This window comes from Hyphomicrobiales bacterium (assembly GCA_039973685.1).
GTDB lineage: Bacteria > Pseudomonadota > Alphaproteobacteria > Rhizobiales > JACESI01 > JACESI01.
On the sequence record JBDWKL010000054.1, the window covers coordinates 66,211 to 85,131 of the forward strand.

Consider the following 18,921-nt stretch of genomic DNA (forward strand, 5'->3'; position numbering starts at 1 on the left):
ACCTTCCAACGAAATCAGAAGTTGAGAATAAAAAAAGGCGGCGCCCGCAAGCACCGCCTTTTCTTGTTTCTGAACTATAATCGCCTAACTGAAGCGACCCGTTGCTTGCGCAAAGATCGTGTAAACGCGACCTGTGTCCGAGTTCAGATAGGTTTCTGACTGACGATTGTCAGGATCGTTCTTTGATACTTCCAAAATCAGTACTTCAAAGTCTGCAACATAGCGGTCAATGCTTGCAGCAAAGTCTGCGTTTGTTGTGTAGAGATGGTTGATTTCAGTGCTTAATTCGCGGCTTTCTAACGTTCTCAAGCGACGGGTGAATACGTTGCGCTCACCACGTTGATAACGTTCCCAAAGCTCAACAGCACCATCACGATCAATCGAACGAGCTATATCCACGGACAGTGAATAGAGCGAATCTATGATGTGCTCTGGAGACCGTTCGAACGATGGAGCTGTTGTTGTTTCTTGCGCTGGTGTTGCTGCCGCATTTTCTTCTGTTGAAGCGCGACGTAGCAAGTCTGTCACCCAACCACCTTCTTGAGATGCAATAGTGGCTGATTGAGGAGGAACTTGCGGCGTTGGCGCTTCTACGCGGGGTGAAAAAGCGGGCGTTTCAGGCGTGCGTACTGGTGCAGGCTGTGGCGCTGTTACAACGGGTGTTGGTGCAACGGGCGCTGGTTCAGGAGCGCGAGCAACCGGTGCTGGCTCAGGAGCTTTTGCAACTGGTGCAGGAGTTGGTGCAGGAGTTGGTGCAGGTGTTGGAGCAACTGCAACTGGTGCAGGTGTTGGAGCAGCTGCAACTGGTGCAGGCGCTGGGGCTGCTGCAACTGGTGCAGGCGCTGGCTTTTGCGCCACTGGCTCTGGTGTTGCCGCTACAGGAGCTGCCAACACGGGTGCAGCAGCTGCTACTGGCGCTGGTGTTGATACAGCTTGTTGAGGCAAAGATGTTGTATGGCGGTCACGTTGTGTGTTGACGATATCTGTTAGATCGTTAAGCGCACGTACCTGATCGCTTACCAAACGACGCATTGCCGCGGTGCTCTCTTTTGTTTCTTCTGGCAGATCAAACACACCGCGTTTGATTTCTGATCGTGTTGCTTGCAAGTCACTCTGGATAGAGTGAGCAACACTGCGCATTTCTTCTGATGCCGCAGAGAAGCGTTCTGTGGCTTCAGTTACCGCTGCGTTCAGTTGAACATTAGCACCAGCGCGCAGTTCATCAAGCTGGTTTGCTACGTCACGCGCTGCCTGTTGTGCCGTGGTTGAAAGGCCAGCACTTACCATTGTTGCTCGGTCTTCTGCTTGCTTGATTGTATCTGCCATCAAGTTTGCAAATGAGCGCATCAATTCTTCGATGTCTGAGCTCTTTGTTACGAGGCCTTGCGATAGAATTTCGATTGTACGATGACGATCATCCAATGTGCTGTCGAGATTATTACCCGCGTTGATCAACATAGAGGCCGCGTTTGTTAGTGCTTCACTTTGACCATCAAAGCGGGAGGCAAGGGCTGATGTATCGCGAATTGTGAGTTCTGAGACTTCACGCAATTTCGCAATTTCGCCAGCCAATTGCTGGTTGGCTTCATCGGTTTGACCAACGGCTTGCGCCACTGCATTGCGAATTTCAACAGAGCGGTTTGTCAGGCCTGTTTCAATGGTAGCAAGGTTTTGGTCTGCTGTTGCCAAGACAGTGCGCAGGTCATCATTTGTTTGGCCAATGCGTGCGAGGACTGAATTAACGTCACCCATCTGACTTGTAAGCTCATCTATCACACGGCTACCTTGAGCCTGCATTGCATCAACAACAGCAGCACTTGTGCGGTTGATTGAGTTATACATCTCGCCAGATTTCTCATCGAGTTGGTTCGCCAGAGTGGCGCTAGTTTGTGTGATTGTATTGGAGAGTTCACCCGATTTTTCATCCATCCGACTAATCAAGCTACCACTTGAACGGTCGATTTGGTTGACCAAATTAGCGCTTGTTTGAGCAATAGAACCAGTCATTTCGCCAGATTTCTCATCTATCTGGGCAACAAAGCTTGCGCTTGATTGGTCGATTTGGCTGGCCAAATTGGCACTTGTTTGGTCGATTTGGTTGGCCAAATTGGCACTTGTTTGCGCAATGGAATTCGTCATTTCGCCAGATTTTTCGTCCAGCTGGTTGATCATGTTCGCGCCATCACTATTGAAGATCGTTGTTAGCGATTGTGTGCGCTCACGAAGCATTGCTTCGATGTCTGAGGCATGGCGAACCAATGTTTCTTCTGAAATAGCTGTGCTAGAGCGCAATGTCTGCTCAAGTCGTGTTGTCGATTGCTCAATCGTTTCAGCCGATTCACTTGCGCGCATACGGATGCCATCACTTAGGCCGCCAAGTGCACTGATAAGCGTTTGGCCAGCTTCATGAGTTTTAGAGGCAAACAGGGTTGCGGCTTGATCTGCTGCTGCAGTGAAGTTCTCGCTGGAGTTTGTTGACAGATCGAGAATGCGCTGATGAGCGGTTTCTGTATCGCTTACCAAGCGGTTGGCGACAGGGGCCAATTGGTCTTCAACGAGCGATTTGATAATTCCAGTTTTCTCATCGAGTGAACCGGTAACCTGATCAATTTTATCGGCAAGATCTACATTGATTGCATCAACTTGGGTGCCAAGTGCATTGGTTATACCGTCTGCTTGTGTTGTCAGCGTATCGCCAACTGACTTCAAACGTGCTTCCAAAGCAATGTTCAATTCTTCCTCACCTGTTGAGAACGTTGCCGCAAGTTCGCGGGTCCGATTAACAAGTGTTTCGCTGATTTGGCGTCCACGACTATCGAGGGCTTCATCGATTGTTTTAACACGATCCCCGATCTCGCCAGAGATCTCTTCAGATTTTGCTTTGAAGCTATCTGCTGCGGCATCCAAGCGGCCTTGAAGGTCTTCAGAAACGGCACCAGCACGGGTCGCGAAATTATCGCTTACTGTTGAAATACGAGTTTCAATTGCACCTGATACTTCATCAAGACGTGTCTCCAATGCCCCATCAATATCGTTGAGGCGCTTGGTGAATATGTCGTCCATTTGGCCAACCCGTTCACCCAACATGTCGGTGAGCCCTTTGCCCTTTGTATCGACAACTTCATCCAGTTGAATAAGACGCTCGTCGATGCCGTCGCGTAGGTCTTTCGACCTGTTGTCAATATTTGTAATCAATTCGATGCCGGACGCTGCAAGCGCACGGTTGAGGTTTTCACCGCGTGTGCTCAGGGCCGTTGAAAGTTGCTCGCCAACATTGGCAATCTGCGAACCAATCGAGATGCCAGTTTCGTCGAATTTTGCATTGATCGTGTCTGCTGTTCCATCGATGCTATCCAACAACGATACAGAGCGTGTTTCAATGAGCTTCGCGATAGCCTCGCCAGACGTATTAATACGCTCTGCCAACTCACCGCCGTCTTTCACAACCAGTGTTTCGATGCGATCGCTGATCGCGCTGAGGTCTGTTGAAAGATCTTCGCCACGTGTGGAGATTGATGTCGCGATTTTTTCTGTGATTTCGTCAAAGCGCTCTGTGATGTCAGAACTGCGAAGAGAAAGGTCGACCATCATTGCGTTGGTGGACGTTTTCAATTCATCACCAATACCTTCAGCTTGTGAAGCAATGGAGGCTGTGATTGCTTGGCCTGTTGATTGAAGTGCCTCAGTGAATGAAGAACTTTGTTGGGTGAGATTGGTCGTAATCTCATCACCCGTATTGGACAATGTCGCGGTAATTTTTTGTGACCGTTCCGTCAAAGCATCGCGAAGCGCATTACCAATTTCGGCGAGGTTTGAAGCAACTTCAGTGCCTTTGGAATTAAGGGTTTGTGTTACCTGCCCACTAACATCTGTTAGATTAGTGATAATCGCGTCACCCTTCGTTGAAAGGCTTTCGGTGACTTCACCACTTATGTTGGTAAGCGTTGAGACAATTTCATCGCCTTTTGAGCTCAAGCTGTTTGATACTTCGTCACTGATTTTAGACAGTTGATCGACGGTTTCTGAGCCGCTTGTATTCAACCGTTCAAGCATGTGGTCGCTTTCACGGTTAAGCGATGAAACCAATGATTCCCCAGCAAAGCCGAGGTCGATTGTCATCTGCGATGTTTTGTCGGTAATTGATGCGCTGATGTCATCGCCCATTGAGCGGACATTGTCTGCAATGCCAGAAAGGTTCTCTTTGACTTTGTCACCGACGGCCAAAATGTCTGAGCTTAAATTTTCTCTTGCCGCACCTAGAGATGAGCCAACACGGTCAGCATTGTTTACAATCGCCTCACGTTGGCTGGAGAGTTCATCAATCAACCCGCGAATGCGTAATTCGTTGTCTGAGTAAGAACGCTCTAATGACATCATTTCGTTGTGGACCAGAACTTCAAGTTCGCCCGCGCGAGCAAGAACGCGCTCAACGCCGTCACCCATTGCCGCGACTTCACGGCGCACAGCCTGTCCAACACGCACGACAGTGTCTGTTGCGATGTCTTCAGGTTCGGCAAGTCTAAGAGCAACTTCTGACATGGAGCTTGCAGCGAGGCGCATTTCCTGCGCACGCCAAATTAGGAAGCCCATGATAAAGAAAAACAGGATTGGGACGATCGTTGCCACGAGCCACAAAACCGCTGAGGATTGATCGAACAATGCGAGGGCGTCGTCGAATGATTTTACATTTACGTCGAAATATTTGAAGCCCAAGAATGCAGCACCTGCAAGCCAGATAAGCGAGATGAAGAATGCAAACCAGAACGGGCTGGATGATGGGCGTTTTTGCAGACCGTATACGAGATTGCCGAGTGTGCGGCGGTCATCGTTGGCTGGGTCTTTTTTGGCGGATGCAGCTAGAGTTGCGTTCTCGATTGCTGGCGCCTTTTTCAAGTCACCATCGTCACTGAAGCCATCGTCTAGATCTAAATCCAGATCATCTATTAATGCATCATCAGGCCCACCAAAATCTAGTTTCAGGGCCTCTTCTACAGCATCAATTGCGGCTTTCGCCGGATCTGGAGCTTTTTTGGACTTCGCCATTTCAATACGCCTTACGCAACAATTACCAAAACCAAAATGGTATATAGTGGGCGGTAGTTAGCAAAAAAGGAGGTAAAAGTCATACCTTGGAGAAGTTATTGGTTAAAGCGGGCACTTGAAAACCGCTAATTTTGCCCCAAAACCTCTAAAAGCTATACTTACCTCACCACTTTACCAGTTTCCGCACAGGGCACATTAACGCTTTGTTAAGGATTTGAAAACTCCTTCGATCATTTGTCCTGAACTGTTCAGTTTTATGGTTAATAAACTTAGGCAGAGAAAATTGCGTAATCTGTGGGAAGTACTGGATTTTTCTATCGAATTTAACTTTTGGTACACCATAGAAATCGGAACTTCGCCATCCGAGGGCATTTCACTCCAAATTTAAGCAGACATTAGGTTGACGATGCCATTCTTCCTATAGGGGAATTTTTATAAGGTGGTTGATATGGGATCCGTCGTTGCTCTTAATATGGATGCTGAAGTTGCGCTGCAAAGCCAGTCTCGTCCTATTGATTTAGTTCATTTGGCAAAGCAAACATTGGGCGATCGCTCTCTTGAGCAAGAAGTATTGCGTTTGTTTTTGACACAAATGGACGTTTACATGGACCGTGTTGAAAATGCGAAGACCCATGAAGAGCGGTTTGCTGCTTCTCATACAATAAAAGGGTCTGCACGAAACATTGGTGCTTGGGATGTTGCAGATGTTGCTGCTCACCTTGAAAGCGCTGCTGAAGACCAAACCGCGTTTGATGTTAAAGCGCTGAAAAGTGCACTTGATGAGGCTTGCGAATTTATCGTTTCGATCCTCGATCAGGATGAAATCTAGTCGCTCGTTCCAAGGTTTTTCCAAACTAGTTGTCTAATATGCTTGACATGAGGCTAACTATCCTTATGTCAAACTGACAAATTGTTGGACGGAACTATTGTGAGGCGACATGGCGAAAATTACTTATATCACACATTCTGGTGAGAGCTTTGATGTGGAAGCTGATACAGGCAGCACCGTCATGGAAGCTGCTCTAAAGAACTCAGTTCCAGGCATTGATGCGGAATGTGGTGGTGCTTGTGCTTGTGCCACGTGTCACGTTTATGTGGATGAGACTTGGGTTGCTAAAGCTGGGTCTGCAGAAGCAATGGAAGAAGATATGCTTGATTTCGCACACGAAATTAAGCCTTCATCACGCCTATCTTGCCAAATGCGTATTACTGACGAACTAGATGGTTTGATTATCCGTATCCCAGAAACGCAAGCGTAAATTTAAAGCCGAGCTTTACGGCGCGCGCGGATCATCTTTTTCTGTTCCACCCGATCAAATTTGCGTTGAGCGCGATCGTGTTTTTTCAAAAGCCGATTAGAACTGCGCGATATTGCCGCTTGAAGGCTGGAACAGCTAGAACGTGATCCGTAGTTCACAATCTTCTTTTGAATGCGAGTGCCATAGTCTTTCGCGATTTCTGCATGTGTCAATTCATGCTTTTTAATATCAGCGAAAAGAGTGTCCCAGCTCAGTTTTGCAAATTTGTTGGCACGACGATAATTTGCCCAACGGGGTAGGTGAATGACGACGTCTACGGTTACTTTTGATTTTTGTACCCTGCAACGCCCATTTTTCTCTTCGAATTTAACATTAGGCGACAATTTAATGCTGGCGACACCCAATGTTGCCTGATGATTGCCAACCCCTTTGATCGGTGATCTCTTTTGAAAGTCTCGGAAGATTTCCAAAGAAGTCTTTCCGCGCACTTTAAAATATTTGAAGCTTTGCTTGAATTTAACGCCCTGCGTCGCCGCTTCTGCTTGAGAAGCGCCCAGACTAGTAATTGCGAGACTACTCACTAAGCCGGCTGAAATTACAGCAATCGCTATTTTCTTTACAAACATAGAAATTCTCTTTCACCAATCTGGGGTTAAACCTAACAGGGGATTGAGCTTCATCAAGGGGAGGTTCGTAATATTTTGGTGATCATCGTAAACTCGGTAAAATCGCGCCTATTCTGCAGGCGAAGGAGCGGCATGTTTACCTAGCGCTGAAAAGGGACCAGTTACTTCTTGGCCTTCGTGCGGATTACGTGGAACCATCAAGGACAGGATTAAGCTGATAATTGCCATAGCAGCACCTGACAAGAACACGGCTGCAGGCGAATAAAGCCATAACAGTCCGAAGAATATCGGCATGAAGACTGCCGCGATATGGTTGATCGTAAAGGCAACGCCAGCTGTTGGTGCTATATCTTGCGGATCGGCGATCTTCTGGAAGTAGGTCTTCATCGCAATGGCCATCGCAAAGAAGGCATGGTCGATTACGTAAAGGGCCGCAGCCCATTCGGCAGTCGTCACATAGGCATAAGAGAAGAAGACGAAGAACAGGCCGATGTACTCGATGATAAGGGCGTTGCGTTCGCCTATTTTGTCGATCATCCGGCCAATTTGTGGCGCAAGCACCATGCTGACAACGCCATTGATGAGAAACAGCGTTGCCATTTGCTCAACGCCATAATCGAATTTTTCCACCATCATTAGGGCTGCAAAGACAATGAATATTTGACGACGCGCGCCGCTCATGAAGGTGAGGGCGTAGTAGAGCCAATAGCGACTGCGCAGCACCAAGTGGCGGCGTTGTGGTGGCCCAATCTCAAATTTTGGGAAGGTCATGAGAACAGCGGCGGCGGCAATCATGGTGACGACACCTGCGGCTGCAAAGACGGAGAGGAAAGAAAGATCTAGGGCTTTCCAAATAACAAAAACCAACCCATAGGCTGCAAGCGCTGCCATGGCGCCAGCTGATACAATGCGGCCCATTTGTCGGGCTGCGGTTTTCTTCTCTAACCACTGGAGCGAGAGCGATTGGTTGCAGGTTTCATAATAGTGAAAACCGACCGACATAATGAAGGTCGTGATCATGAGGCCATAAAAGCTATCATAAGCACCGGTGATCGCGACGCCTAAACCCATGATGAAAAGTGAGCCGATGGCCAAGGCGCGTTCTGTCATGAACAGTAAGAAGTAGACTGCAAGAAACGACAAGAAGCCCGGTATTTCGCGGATGGTTTCTTGAATGCCGATTTCCCAACCAGTGAAAGCGACTTCATCAACGGCGAAGTTTTTGATCATCACAAACCAAGAGGCGAAAGAAAATTGCATTCCCATCTGCATGATGATCAACATCAAAAGAGGAGTGCGCCAGCCACCTTGGGTGAGTTTCTTTATCATTTAGATTTGTCCAAGCCGGCAAGACCTACGAGGGTGTTCAAGTATTTTGATATACTGGGTCTTTCCCGATGAAGAAAGGGCACAGGGCGGCAAATATCATGGGCGGCTAGACCAATGCGGGCTGTCAGCAACCCGTTTATAACACCTTCACCAAAACGGGCAGACAACCTTGCTGCCAGACCATGCCCAACCATTTGCTGCATTAGCCCGTCCCCGATGGAGATTGCGCCTGTTATGGCAAGGTGACTGACCACTGATTTCGTCAACCGCCAAAAGCCGACCATACCCGGTTTGCCGCCATAAAGTTCAGACAGGGCGCGGATCAATCGCAAGTTTTCTGCAAGTACATATAAGACATCAACCAACGCACGTGGCGATACGGCGGTGACAATCGCCACTCGTTTGGCCGCATTCATCACCAGTTCTTCTGCCCGGTTATCAAGCGGTGAAAGTAATTCCGTTTCAATCAGGCGAATACGGTCTGCGGGACCGATTATATCACCTTCATAAGCTGAATAAGCGCTGCGTGCGCCTGCAAGATCAATGCGGCTTGCATAGAGCGAGGTTACTTCGGCTTCTACTTTGTTGGCTGCTTTCTTGTCGTTTTCTAAAAACGCCTGTTCAGCATCACTGCGAAGGTTTTCGATTTTGCGCAGCCTTAAGAGTGCGGCGAGTTCGCGGATGATCATAACAAGCGTGGCAATGATCACGAGAATGGTGAGGGCTAGAGCAAACCAGCCAAGCCATTCGTGGCGTGTAAAGAGACCTCTTACCAGCTCATCCACGGCAAGGCCGATAGCAAGCATGGCAAGAGCACCAAGGGCTGAGAAAAGAACACCGCCCCAACTGAAGCGACTGCGCGGCGTGTCGGTGGGGATAGGTGCATCGTCGATTTGGTCAATGACCTGATTGGTCAGCTCAACGTCTGCCAGATTTAGCGCCCGAGGACGAAGTTGGTCGTCTTCTGGTGTTGCTTTGGCTTTGGTCGTTCGTGCACTTGTTTTAGAGGAAGCTTTCGGCGCGGCTTTGCGTTTTGGCTTAGAGCTGGCTTGCGGTGTCTTTTCCTCAACTGACGCGCCGTCTACAGGCACGTCAAACACACGTGGTTTTTTTCGTTTTGCTGGTTCGTCACTCATGCCACTTTGTCTCCCAGCAAAAACTCTAACGCTCTATCCAAACGAATATGGGGCAAGGATAGGGTCAGGCCTTCTGCGGTCTTTTCTAGGTGCGGAGGTCGGAAGCGGACAAACTGAAGGTCATTGTAATTTGCATCGCCTTCTTGCTTCAACATTTTCCCAAGGTCCATATCCAGCGAGCCGGGGAAGATTGCTTTCTCCGTCTCTCCGTCGAAGGTGATGCCGTCAATTTCCTCGCCAGCCATGGGAAAGCCGGTAATGCAGTTAAGCGTTTCGCCGTCTTCTTTAAAAACAGCCTCCCGTGTGGCCCTGACTGAAGCGAGGGCAAGCACGTCAACTTTTGCGCCTGCAAATTGGGCTTGTTTAATGGCGCGCGAGACCAACTGCTCAAGCAGGACTTCAAGTTTATCATGCTCGCTTTGGTGCAGGTGATCAGCCTTTGTTGCCGCGAATAATATTTTGTCGATGCGCCGCGAAAGAATGGAAGAGAGCCAAGAGGCTTTCCCTGGTCTGAAACACGTCAAAATTTCTGAAATCGCTGCTTCAAGATCTTGCACAGCGGCGGGGCCAGCGTTTAAGGCTTGCAGGGCATCGACCAGTACAATTTGACGATCAAGCCGTGCGAAATGATCGCGGAAAAACGGCTTGATGACGACCTGTTTGTAAGCCTCGTACCTCTGTTCCATCAAAGACCAGAGCGAAGAGCGGAAAGGCGTCCCTGCTGGTTTGTGAAGCGGAGCAAAAGTGACCGCTGGAGAGCCTTCTAAATCTCCCGGCATCAAAAAGCGACCCGGAGGTAGAAGGGATAGGGCATTCTCATCTGTTCGACAGTCACGCAGATAGTTAGTGAAAACTTCAGCTAATTCTTGCGCTTTTGGCTCGTCTAATTCTTCGTTGGCATCACAGCCATTCACAGCCTCTATCCAAGCCTTCGCCGCCTTTTGTCTATTGGGCAGTTTTGCAAGGGCCAGCGCTTCTGCTGACCATGTCTCATAGTCCTTTGCAAGCAAAGGTAGATCGAGAAGCCATTCACCGGGATAGTCGATAATATCGATATGCAATCGCCCACCACCAACGGCACGAGATAAAAAACTTGCCGATTCATAATCAATCGTCAGGCGCATCTGGCTAATACGATTAGTGGATTGAGGCCATTCAAGATCATTGATCAGTCGCTCGACATGATCTTCATAAGCAAAACGGGGGACCGCATGGTCAGGCTGCGGTTGCAAGTAAGCATTGGACAGGCGTCCTTCTGATACCGCAGAGAAAAACGGTAGGCGCCCACCATGAACAAGGTTGTGGATAAGCGTTGTAATGAAGACGGTTTTACCTGCCCTTGATAAGCCAGTAACGCCGAGCCTTACATTTGGGTTCACAAACCCTGCAGCAAAGTCACCGAAATTCTCCAGTGCTATGCGTGCGTCATCTCCAAAATTTGTTAGTTTCAATCGACTACCCTGCAATTGATTGTGTTTGTCGCCTACGATGTTGGAAGGCGTCTTGGTGTCATATAAGCATTCAATTCGCCAATGTCCGTCGTTATTTCACTCCAGCTGTTAATTGGAAGGGAAACCACCGCGCAGGCACAGGTTGGAAATCGCGAGCGCATCTCGCCACTTTCGCGTCTACTTGCCGCCGTAAGCACAGACAAGGCGGCGTCATGTAAACCTGGATTGTGGGCCAATAACATTACGGTTTCGAAGGTATCATCCAGTTGTTCCGTGCAACTAAAAAGGGTGCTGCTGGGGGCGAGATACAAATCAGGCTCCATGATGGTTGCCGTCTCTTGGCCAAAAAGTGGTTCCATATGGGCCAGCGTTTCTTGCGTGCGTTTTGCCGACGAACAAACAATGACATCAGGCTTGATACCTTCGCTTACAAGCCAATTTGCTATTTGTGGCGCTGCGTTGTTGCCGCGCTCATTGAGCGGACGATCAAAGTCGTCAATACCGGGTAAAGCCCATGATGATTTAGCGTGACGAAGGAAAATTAAGGTGCGCATGATCATCAGTTAGGAGAGCAAAGCAGGCACTGTCAATGCAAAGTTTGCTCGGCAAATTTTGCCGCTTTTTCACCATGCTAGGCCTTATGTGCCGAGCTTGTGCCATGTTTTTTCTATCGCGAATTTGTATAACCCATTGAATTTAATCGATTAATCGAAATGTCGCTAATTGGCCCAATGCTTGCAAACAGCGTGGCAAGGGCAATTTGAACTGCGGCGCTTATCACCGCAGAAAGTACATGAGGTAGATAGTATGGGTGTATTTGGTGCGTTGAATACAGCAGTTTCCGGTTTGAGAGCACAAGGCTCAGCGCTGGAGAATATTTCTGGGAATATCGCAAACTCGCAAACAACGGGTTTTAAACGACAAGATTCGAGTTTCTTTGAACAAGTAGCTGGCAGCGCCGCTACGCAAGCAAATCAGGTGGCAGGTTCTGTTACTTTTTCATCTCGCGCTACAAATGATATTCAAGGCGATTTGCAGCAATCTGATATTGATACTCATATCGCAGTTCAAGGCGATGGATATTTTGTGGTTCAAGATCCGACTGGCGTTATCGACGGGGTCACTACTTTTACAGGAAGTGATCTTTATACTCGTGCAGGCGACTTCTCCCGAACAAATGAAGGCTTTCTTCAAAATGGTGCAGGTTTTGTTCTGCAAGGCTTTAACGTGGATGCACAAGGTAATACAGGCAGCCTATTGGAGCCAATCCAAATTGATGAATCTGTAACTTTCCCAGCTATCTCGACAACGGAAGTATCGATTTCTGGCAACTTGCCAGCCAGTCCATCGACCGAATTCTCGAGAGCTAACGCTGACCCTGTCACTGGTGTTGATCCTGCCGATCAGTTGATCCTTCCAGCCCTATCAGGTGCTGCAACAATTTCGGGCGCTGACGAAAATGATTTCATCGAAACAACGATTGCTGGTCCATCATTTGAAGTATTCAACTCACTTGGCGCCTCATTCGACGTGCCAGTGCGTTTCGCGAAAACTGCTAATGCTGATCCGGCAGCTGGTACGGTTGACACATATAACCTTTACTACCGCTCGGCTAGCGATGCCGGCCCAACCGATGATGCTTATGTCCTTGTTCCTCAAGACTTTACCTATGATGCAGATGGCGCGCTTTCTCCCGCTTTTAGTTCGGTCACTATTCCAGCCCTAACGGTTGATGGCTCAGAAATTGGCGACGTTGATTTGCGTTTTGCCGGATCGGGACTTACCCAATTTGAAAATGGTAACGGGACAGCTGCTGTTTCGGCTACTGCAAATGGTTCAAGTGCTGGTTCATTCCAAAGCGTGGCGATTAATGATGGTGGCCGGGTAACTGTAACTTTCACGAATAACCAAACAGTCGACATCTCGCAAATTGCGCTTGCTTCTTTTAATGCCGATTCTGGTTTGGCGCGTGTTGATGGCGGCGGTACGTTTTCTGCAACTGTTGCATCAGGCGATCCAATTTTGCGAGCAACCGGTAGTATTTTGGGCGGCCAATTGGAGGCCTCCAACACTGACATTGCTGATGAGTTTACAAAGCTAATCATCACCCAGCAGGCCTATACAGCCAACTCACGGGTGATCACGACTGGCGATGAACTTCTCTCAGAGGTCATCAACATCATCCGATAGATAATGGAATTGCATCCCACCTTTAATGAGGTGGGATGCAATCTAGGGACAAACAATGAGCCTTTCTCAATCACTCAATATCTCTTTAGCGGGCCTAAACGCCACCCAGCGTGGTCTGGACGTGGTTGCGGGCAATATCGCGAATGCGGAAACTGAGGGATATACAAGAAAGACCATCTCCCAAACGGCTCTCGTTTCCGATGACCGTGTTAATGGTGTACGGGTAGGCGAAGTTGAACGGGTCTTGGACGCAGAAGTTCAATCCCAAGCTCGGTCACTTGCTGGCGTAAATGTTGGCAACGGTATCACTGCAGACTATTTAGGCCGGCTCGATTCTGCCTTCGGTTCCCCTGGGGAGCCAACAGCGATTGATACAACATTCAACAATGCAATTGCATCGCTTGAAGCGCTTTCAACATCGCCTGAAGATTTTAATGCGCAAATTCAGGCTGTGAATGACCTTCAAGTCTTCACCAGCCAGCTGAATAGCCTTTCAAATACAATTCAAGATTTGCGGCAAGAAGCAGACTTGGGAATTCAGCAAAGTATTGCCCAAGCAAATGATGCTTTGGCTGGCCTTGAAGAGGTAAACCGTCGAATTTTGACCAACGGGTCTGCGTCAGAAAACTCAGCATTTTTAGAAGATGAACGTGACCAATTTATCGACCAATTAGCGCAGCTCATCGACATCGAGGTGACGCCGACTGCCAATAATGGCGTGAACATTACGACCACGACAGGCCTTACGCTTTTCAGTTCAAGTGCAGCGCAGTTGAACTTTACGCAAGCGGGGACAGTCGTTGCCAATTCATCAACGGAAAATGGCACATTGTTCAACCCGACGGTTTCGTTGGGCGCCAATGTTCGCACAAATCTGTTGGGTCCGATCGGCGTTCAAGAAGGTGCCATTGCAGCTTATGGTGAAATTCGCGATGATGTTTTGGTTGAAGTGCAAAGCCAGCTTGATGCATTTGCCGCGCAAATTTCTTTGGCCATCTCGAATGTAGATGTTGATTCGACTGCTGTCGCAGGTGGATTAGCTGTTGATACAGCCGGCATCGTTGATGGCAATGAAGTGTCTCTCGATTTTACAAATGCAACCGGACAAACACAGAGTGTTACGCTGGTGCAGGTCAGTGACCCTTCCTTGTTGCCTGTAGATAGTGATTTTACAGCTAATCCAAATGACATCGTCATCGGCGTAGACTTTAATTCGCCAACGGCGGCTGCTGACATTCAAGCCGCGCTTAACGCGGAGTTGCCCACCAACGGCATTACATTTGCAACAACTGGCACAACCTTGTCTGTTACGACAGCTGGTGCGGCATCTGTTGGTGCTCTTTCTGCTAATATCACGAATAGCGGGTTCACTGATAACGGGGTTGCTTTTGCTCTTTTCCAAGATGGGGCGAGTGGCGACACTTTCACAAATGAAGTTGGGGCCAATGGTTCGCAAGTTGGGTATGCTGGTCGTATTCAATTATCTGATGAGGTTTTGGCTGATCCATCACTTCTATCGCAGTTCACTTCTGGGGTCGGCAATTCGGGCGATTCATCGCGTGTTGATTTTGTCCTCGAACAGATCAACGATGATTTAAAAACAATTTCGCCAGACACTGGAATTGGTTCTGCCTCTAATCCGATTACAACGACGGTTGCAGATTTCCTGCAAACGATCATTTCGACACAGGGTCAGCGTTCTGAATCAGCACAAAATGCTTCCGATGCATCGCAGATTTCGTTCAACAATGTTCAATCGATTTTCCAATCAGAATCGGAAGTAAACATTGACGTGGAACTTGCTCGTTTGATCGAGCTTGAACAAGCATTCCAAGCCAACGCGCGGGTGTTGACCACAATTCAAGATCTCGCAGACGCTCTGTTCAACGCGGTTCGATAGGAAGTATAATGGCAATTTCCAACTCACTCCTTTCTGGTTCCAGCTTTATTCGCTCTGACCTTTTGATCCAAAATCAGGATCGCTTGTCAGACCTAAACCGTCAGCTTGCGACAGGTGAACGAGCCGATACCTATGGCGGACTTGGATCATCTCGCACCCAGTCTATTTCTCTGCGCCAAGATATTTCTCAACTTGAAGCATTCCAATCGAATATTCAGCGTTTGGACATTCGGGTTGATATTACGGGCCTATCTTTGGAGCGGTTGGAAGCGATCCGCATTGAAGCGCGGGACGCAATTGATCCGAATAATTTCATTGATCTTGGCAATGGTGAAACCTTCACACAGTCAACTGCTGATGCGTTGCTGACTGAGTCTTTTGCTTTGTTGAACGCTCAATCAGATGGCCGTTATATTTTTAGTGGCAATCAGGTCGGGACACCTGCGTTGGAAGACCTCGATATTGTTTTGAATGGCGATGGGGTGCGTGCTGGCTTGAGCCAGGTAACAGACGAACGCTTGGCTGCTGACTTAGGTGTTTCTGGTCTGGGCCGTCTTGATGTGACGCGCGTAACAGACACAGTTTCAATTACAGAAGATTCTGCAACAAATTTTGGGTTTGATCTTTCTACCGTCAATAGTGGTTTGTCCAACGTGACGGCTGCGATTAATGGCACCGAACCGGCAAGCCTTGATGTGCAGTTTACAGGGCAACCACAAGTGGGTGAGAGCCTTCAAGTATTCTTAGACCTGCCGGATGGTTCACGGACAAATGTCGAAGTCTTTGTCTCTGATTTTCCAACCAATGACGGTGGTTTTGTTGTTGGGTCGACACCAGAAGAAACGGCTGAAAACTTCCAAGCAGCCATTACGAGCCAATTGCAATTTGCTGCAAACACTGAACTTAATGCGGTATCACGTATTGAAGCTGCTGAAGGCTTCTTCAATACAGCTGGTGGCCAGCTGCCACTACGTGTTGATACGCCTGGAAGCCCTGAAACGGCAATCGGTCTTGTGGCCGGTACACCAGCTGATACGGTCGAATATTATCTAGGACAAAATGACACGGATAATCCACGTGCTGGCATCACCACACGGGTCGATGAAAATATCACGGTCCAATACGGTCTGCGTGCAAATGAAGACGCCTTGCGTGCTGGCATTACGTCTCTTGCTGCCTTCGCGATTGCAGACTTCACAACTGGGTCTGATGAACAAAATCAGGCAATTCACTCCGCATTTGCAAGCCGCACTTCGCAAGAACTTTCCGTTCAAACAGAAGCGCCTTCTATTCAATCTGTCATTCAAGAAGTTGTTGGTGTGCAGGTTATTTCAGGCAACGCAGATCTGCGCCATGCTGCAGCGATTAATACACTCGATAGCATTCGTGAGGATGTTGAGATCGCTGATCCGACCGAGGTCGCTGTGCAGTTGCTTTCATTGCAGACGCAGATTGAAGCAAGCTTTACCGCGTCAGCGCGTATTGGCGAGCTATCACTCATCAACTTTATCTAATCAATAGCGGTGGAATAGACGCATTATTTGCGTTGAGTTTCAGTAATTTTCCCAATAAAAAAGCCGCCCTAATTAGGCGGCTTCATATGTTTTGCGCTTTGTTTTGATCTAGCTTCTTAAACCGGCTGCAAGCTCGCGGTTGATGGTGATCAAAATTTGAAGCATGTCTTTATCTGGCGTCGCCATCAATTGCGCGGTACGCTTAAAAACAAATACGCCGAGATTGGCAACGTTGTTTCGCAGAGCATGTGGCAAGTCACATTCAGGGTCAGTTGCGTTGGAAACAAAGATTGTCCAAAGCTTTTGATTATACTGAAGAGCGTCGCGTAAAGTCTTCTTTTCAGTTTCCCAATTATTGGCGATTTGGTAAAATTTATTGGCCGCCTTTGTCAGGATTTCGGCTTCAAGTTCACGCGGTGTCGTTGCCTTTTTGGCCATCGTCTGATAGGCCGTCGCTGCTGTTTGTCCGTACATGGTTGAGTAGCTCTTCCTCTTTTTCAATCAAAGACTTAGCGTCCTTCAATCCTTTATAGAGGTTACCCGTTAAGATATGATTATTGATGTTTGAAATATCGCCAGAAAGACTAGGTGCTGCGGATAAAACATCGGTCACGAGCTTGAAATAATGTTGGTGATGTTTGTCGATATCTTGCTCTAAATACATCATTTGAACAGCGAGATAGATGAGCTTTGCTGGGCTGTCCGCGCTCTCAGGAGTTAGAATATCCTTTTCGCGAAGGAGAGGGGAGTCGCCATCCAATGTGAAGCGTGTTCGTTGATCGCCATTGGTGATCACAGCTCGGCCCAAAATGATCTTTTCACCTGGTTTTAGTTCTACTTTTAATGGCATGGCACACCCCAGCGAATCGTTGAATTTCGCTGAGTATACACGCCTTACAAGGGAACTTGTGCGCATAAAAAAACGGGGATGCAAAGCATCCCCGATTAACACAGTTAGGAGCGTGTTTTTGAAGTTTTAACCGAAGAGCGAGAGGACCGACTGGTCTGCCTGTGTCGCGAATGAGAGCGATGTAGAAGCAAGCTGCTGACGGGTCTGAAGTGTTAGTAGGTTCGCGCCTTCTTCGTTGAGGTCAGCGAGCGTCAAATCACCTGAACCAAGTTCCAGTGTATTGATGAGCTGTGATGTGAAGTCTTGGCGGATCTGAATTGTAGAAAGGTCAGCACCAAGGGACGCAGCAGATGAACGAAGCGTTGATAATGCGCCGTCAATCGCTGTCAAAGTCGCGTTAATTGCATCATCTGTTGCGAAGCTGCCGCCTGTTGTTGTGCTTGCAACGAATGCAGTGTTGCCAGCGTCTGCACTTGTTTCAGTGACGGCTGCTGATCCAGCTTGAGTGACTGTAATATCACCAGCTGTTGATGTTAAAACACCCGCCGCATTTGAAATTGTTGAACCAGCACCAGCGGCTGTAATCGCTGCATCAATTTGGTCTGCTGCAGAGGTTGCACCAACATCTGAAAGTGTGATTGTTCCAATGGTCGTCGTGCCGTCGGAAATATCGATTGTATCGCCAGTTGCAAATGTGAAGCCACTTGTCGTGTCTACAGTTGCATCAGTTTGAGGCGTTGTGACTGCTGGGGATGATTGAGCATTAAGACCGAGGGCTGCGGCAGCATTTGTAAAGTCAATGCCTTCCACAGTCAGGCTTGATGAGCCATCTTCGTTGAAAATTACTTGAAGGTCGTCGCCTTCAAGTAGGTTCGTGCCATTGAATGAGGCATCGTCCGCAAGTTGTTGAATTTGCAGTAAAATATCATCGAATGCTTCCGCTGCAATGGCCCGTGCGCCAGGATCTTCTGTTTGAAGAGCTGCGGTTGCTTGCGCTCTGGCACTATCAACCAATGCTTCAATGGCGGTTAAACCATCATCGGCAACTTCAACGGTTCTAATCGCTTGCCCCTGGGCATCTAGCAATGTTGAAAGGTCATTCGCGCGATTGTTGAGGGCCGCAGCGGTGAAAAATGCCGTTGGATCATCAAGCGCTGAGTTCACTCTATTGCCCGTCGCGAGACGTTCTTGTGTTGTGTTCAGCAGTTCTGCCGTTGATTGCAGTGAAACTAGACTGGTTCTAACGGCTGAAGATAGATTGATTTCAGACATAATAGGCTCCGTTTGGACAGTTCGCCGACGTGGGGCGACTCAGATGTTACCTAAAGATGTCTAACTATGGTTAATAATGTGTTTACATTTGTGCTCAGACCAAAGAAAAGCGGGGGCATTACTGCCTCCGCTTCTGTCTTCGATTTGGTTTTCTTCGTTTTCGTCGAGAATCTAGGCCAAAACCTAGAAGAGTGACAAAACTGATGAGTCTGACTGTGTCGCGAATGAGAGCGATGTAGAAGCAAGCTGCTGACGTGTTTGAAGTGTCAGTAGGTTTGCGCCTTCTTCGTTCAAATCAGCAAGTGTCAAGTCACCGGCACCAGCCTCAAGTGTATTGATGAGGTTTGATGT

The 18,921-nt window shown here is 48.2% G+C and carries 15 protein-coding genes; 5 read left to right on the forward strand and 10 right to left on the reverse strand.

Annotation, left to right across the window (positions count from 1 at the left end):
* Window positions 1-84: 84 nt before the first annotated feature.
* A complete protein-coding gene (locus ABJO30_15080; GenBank protein MEP3234148.1) occupies window positions 85-5,043 on the reverse strand; it encodes a hypothetical protein in 4,959 nt (1,652 codons plus the stop codon).
* A 448-nt stretch (window positions 5,044-5,491) separates the two neighbouring features.
* Between ABJO30_15080 and ABJO30_15085 the strand changes: the two genes are divergently transcribed.
* Both ABJO30_15085 and ABJO30_15090 read left to right on the forward strand, forming a co-directional pair.
* On the forward strand, window positions 5,492-5,872 hold the full coding sequence (locus tag ABJO30_15085) for an Hpt domain-containing protein (GenBank protein ID MEP3234149.1): 381 nt from the start codon (window positions 5,492-5,494) through the stop codon (window positions 5,870-5,872).
* A 109-nt stretch (window positions 5,873-5,981) separates the two neighbouring features.
* Window positions 5,982-6,302, forward strand: a complete 321-nt coding sequence (locus ABJO30_15090; GenBank protein MEP3234150.1) for a 2Fe-2S iron-sulfur cluster-binding protein — start codon at window positions 5,982-5,984, stop codon at window positions 6,300-6,302.
* Window positions 6,303-6,304: 2 nt separating this feature from the next.
* Here ABJO30_15090 and ABJO30_15095 read toward each other — a convergent pair whose 3' ends face one another.
* From ABJO30_15095 to ABJO30_15115, 5 genes are all read right to left on the reverse strand, one after another.
* Complete coding sequence (locus tag ABJO30_15095) at window positions 6,305-6,928, reverse strand: DUF922 domain-containing protein (GenBank protein MEP3234151.1); 624 nt, start codon at window positions 6,926-6,928, stop codon at window positions 6,305-6,307.
* Between the two features lie 108 nt (window positions 6,929-7,036).
* On the reverse strand, window positions 7,037-8,257 hold the full coding sequence (locus ABJO30_15100; GenBank protein ID MEP3234152.1) for an MFS transporter: 1,221 nt from the start codon (window positions 8,255-8,257) through the stop codon (window positions 7,037-7,039).
* A complete protein-coding gene (locus ABJO30_15105; protein MEP3234153.1) occupies window positions 8,254-9,393 on the reverse strand; it encodes a TIGR01620 family protein in 1,140 nt (379 codons plus the stop codon). Before ABJO30_15105 ends, ABJO30_15100 begins: the two co-directional genes overlap by 4 nt.
* Window positions 9,390-10,844: a YcjX family protein gene (locus tag ABJO30_15110; GenBank protein ID MEP3234154.1), complete on the reverse strand. Its 1,455-nt coding sequence runs from the start codon at window positions 10,842-10,844 to the stop codon at window positions 9,390-9,392. The genes ABJO30_15105 and ABJO30_15110 overlap by 4 nt, the downstream gene beginning before the upstream one ends.
* Before the next feature lie 32 nt (window positions 10,845-10,876).
* On the reverse strand, window positions 10,877-11,398 hold the full coding sequence (locus ABJO30_15115; GenBank protein MEP3234155.1) for a histidine phosphatase family protein: 522 nt from the start codon (window positions 11,396-11,398) through the stop codon (window positions 10,877-10,879).
* A gap of 253 nt (window positions 11,399-11,651) precedes the next feature.
* On the opposite strand from ABJO30_15115, the gene ABJO30_15120 reads away from it, so the two are divergent.
* Genes ABJO30_15120 through ABJO30_15130 form a run of 3 tightly spaced genes read left to right on the forward strand, consistent with a single transcriptional unit; the run spans window position 11,652 to window position 16,448 of the window.
* Window positions 11,652-13,034 carry a flagellar hook-basal body complex protein gene (locus tag ABJO30_15120; GenBank protein ID MEP3234156.1) on the forward strand — a complete coding sequence of 461 codons (1,383 nt, stop codon included), beginning with the start codon at window positions 11,652-11,654 and terminating at the stop codon, window positions 13,032-13,034.
* Window positions 13,035-13,089: 55 nt separating this feature from the next.
* Window positions 13,090-14,934 carry a flagellar hook-associated protein FlgK gene (flgK, locus tag ABJO30_15125; GenBank protein MEP3234157.1) on the forward strand — a complete coding sequence of 615 codons (1,845 nt, stop codon included), beginning with the start codon at window positions 13,090-13,092 and terminating at the stop codon, window positions 14,932-14,934.
* Window positions 14,935-14,942: 8 nt separating this feature from the next.
* A complete protein-coding gene (locus tag ABJO30_15130; GenBank protein MEP3234158.1) occupies window positions 14,943-16,448 on the forward strand; it encodes a hypothetical protein in 1,506 nt (501 codons plus the stop codon).
* Window positions 16,449-16,556: 108 nt separating this feature from the next.
* On the opposite strand, the gene flaF is transcribed toward ABJO30_15130, so the two are convergent.
* The 4 genes from flaF to ABJO30_15150 all read right to left on the reverse strand — a co-directional run.
* Window positions 16,557-16,886, reverse strand: a complete 330-nt coding sequence (gene flaF / locus ABJO30_15135) for a flagellar biosynthesis regulator FlaF (protein MEP3234159.1) — start codon at window positions 16,884-16,886, stop codon at window positions 16,557-16,559.
* On the reverse strand, window positions 16,858-17,298 hold the full coding sequence (gene flbT, locus ABJO30_15140; protein ID MEP3234160.1) for a flagellar biosynthesis repressor FlbT: 441 nt from the start codon (window positions 17,296-17,298) through the stop codon (window positions 16,858-16,860). The genes flaF and flbT overlap by 29 nt, the downstream gene beginning before the upstream one ends.
* Window positions 17,299-17,424: 126 nt before the next feature.
* A complete protein-coding gene (locus ABJO30_15145) occupies window positions 17,425-18,570 on the reverse strand; it encodes a flagellin (protein ID MEP3234161.1) in 1,146 nt (381 codons plus the stop codon).
* A gap of 183 nt (window positions 18,571-18,753) precedes the next feature.
* A partial coding sequence (locus tag ABJO30_15150; GenBank protein MEP3234162.1) for a flagellin occupies window positions 18,754-18,921 on the reverse strand: 168 nt, incomplete at its 5' end.

What these genes read in the sequence shown, in the direction of transcription:
- ABJO30_15145 (MEP3234161.1), bottom strand. Translation starts at nt 18,570, where the DNA reads ATGTCTGAAATCAATCTATCTTCAGCCGTTAGAACCAGTCTAGTTTCA.
- ABJO30_15085 (MEP3234149.1), top strand. Translation starts at nt 5,492, where the DNA reads ATGGGATCCGTCGTTGCTCTTAATATGGATGCTGAAGTTGCGCTGCAA.
- ABJO30_15105 (MEP3234153.1), bottom strand. Translation starts at nt 9,393, where the DNA reads ATGAGTGACGAACCAGCAAAACGAAAAAAACCACGTGTGTTTGACGTG.
- ABJO30_15130 (MEP3234158.1), top strand. Translation starts at nt 14,943, where the DNA reads ATGGCAATTTCCAACTCACTCCTTTCTGGTTCCAGCTTTATTCGCTCT.
- flbT (MEP3234160.1), bottom strand. Translation starts at nt 17,298, where the DNA reads ATGCCATTAAAAGTAGAACTAAAACCAGGTGAAAAGATCATTTTGGGC.
- ABJO30_15080 (MEP3234148.1), bottom strand. Translation starts at nt 5,043, where the DNA reads ATGGCGAAGTCCAAAAAAGCTCCAGATCCGGCGAAAGCCGCAATTGAT.
- flgK (MEP3234157.1), top strand. Translation starts at nt 13,090, where the DNA reads ATGAGCCTTTCTCAATCACTCAATATCTCTTTAGCGGGCCTAAACGCC.
- ABJO30_15115 (MEP3234155.1), bottom strand. Translation starts at nt 11,398, where the DNA reads ATGCGCACCTTAATTTTCCTTCGTCACGCTAAATCATCATGGGCTTTA.
- ABJO30_15100 (MEP3234152.1), bottom strand. Translation starts at nt 8,257, where the DNA reads ATGATAAAGAAACTCACCCAAGGTGGCTGGCGCACTCCTCTTTTGATG.
- flaF (MEP3234159.1), bottom strand. Translation starts at nt 16,886, where the DNA reads ATGGCCAAAAAGGCAACGACACCGCGTGAACTTGAAGCCGAAATCCTG.
- ABJO30_15120 (MEP3234156.1), top strand. Translation starts at nt 11,652, where the DNA reads ATGGGTGTATTTGGTGCGTTGAATACAGCAGTTTCCGGTTTGAGAGCA.
- ABJO30_15090 (MEP3234150.1), top strand. Translation starts at nt 5,982, where the DNA reads ATGGCGAAAATTACTTATATCACACATTCTGGTGAGAGCTTTGATGTG.
- ABJO30_15095 (MEP3234151.1), bottom strand. Translation starts at nt 6,928, where the DNA reads ATGTTTGTAAAGAAAATAGCGATTGCTGTAATTTCAGCCGGCTTAGTG.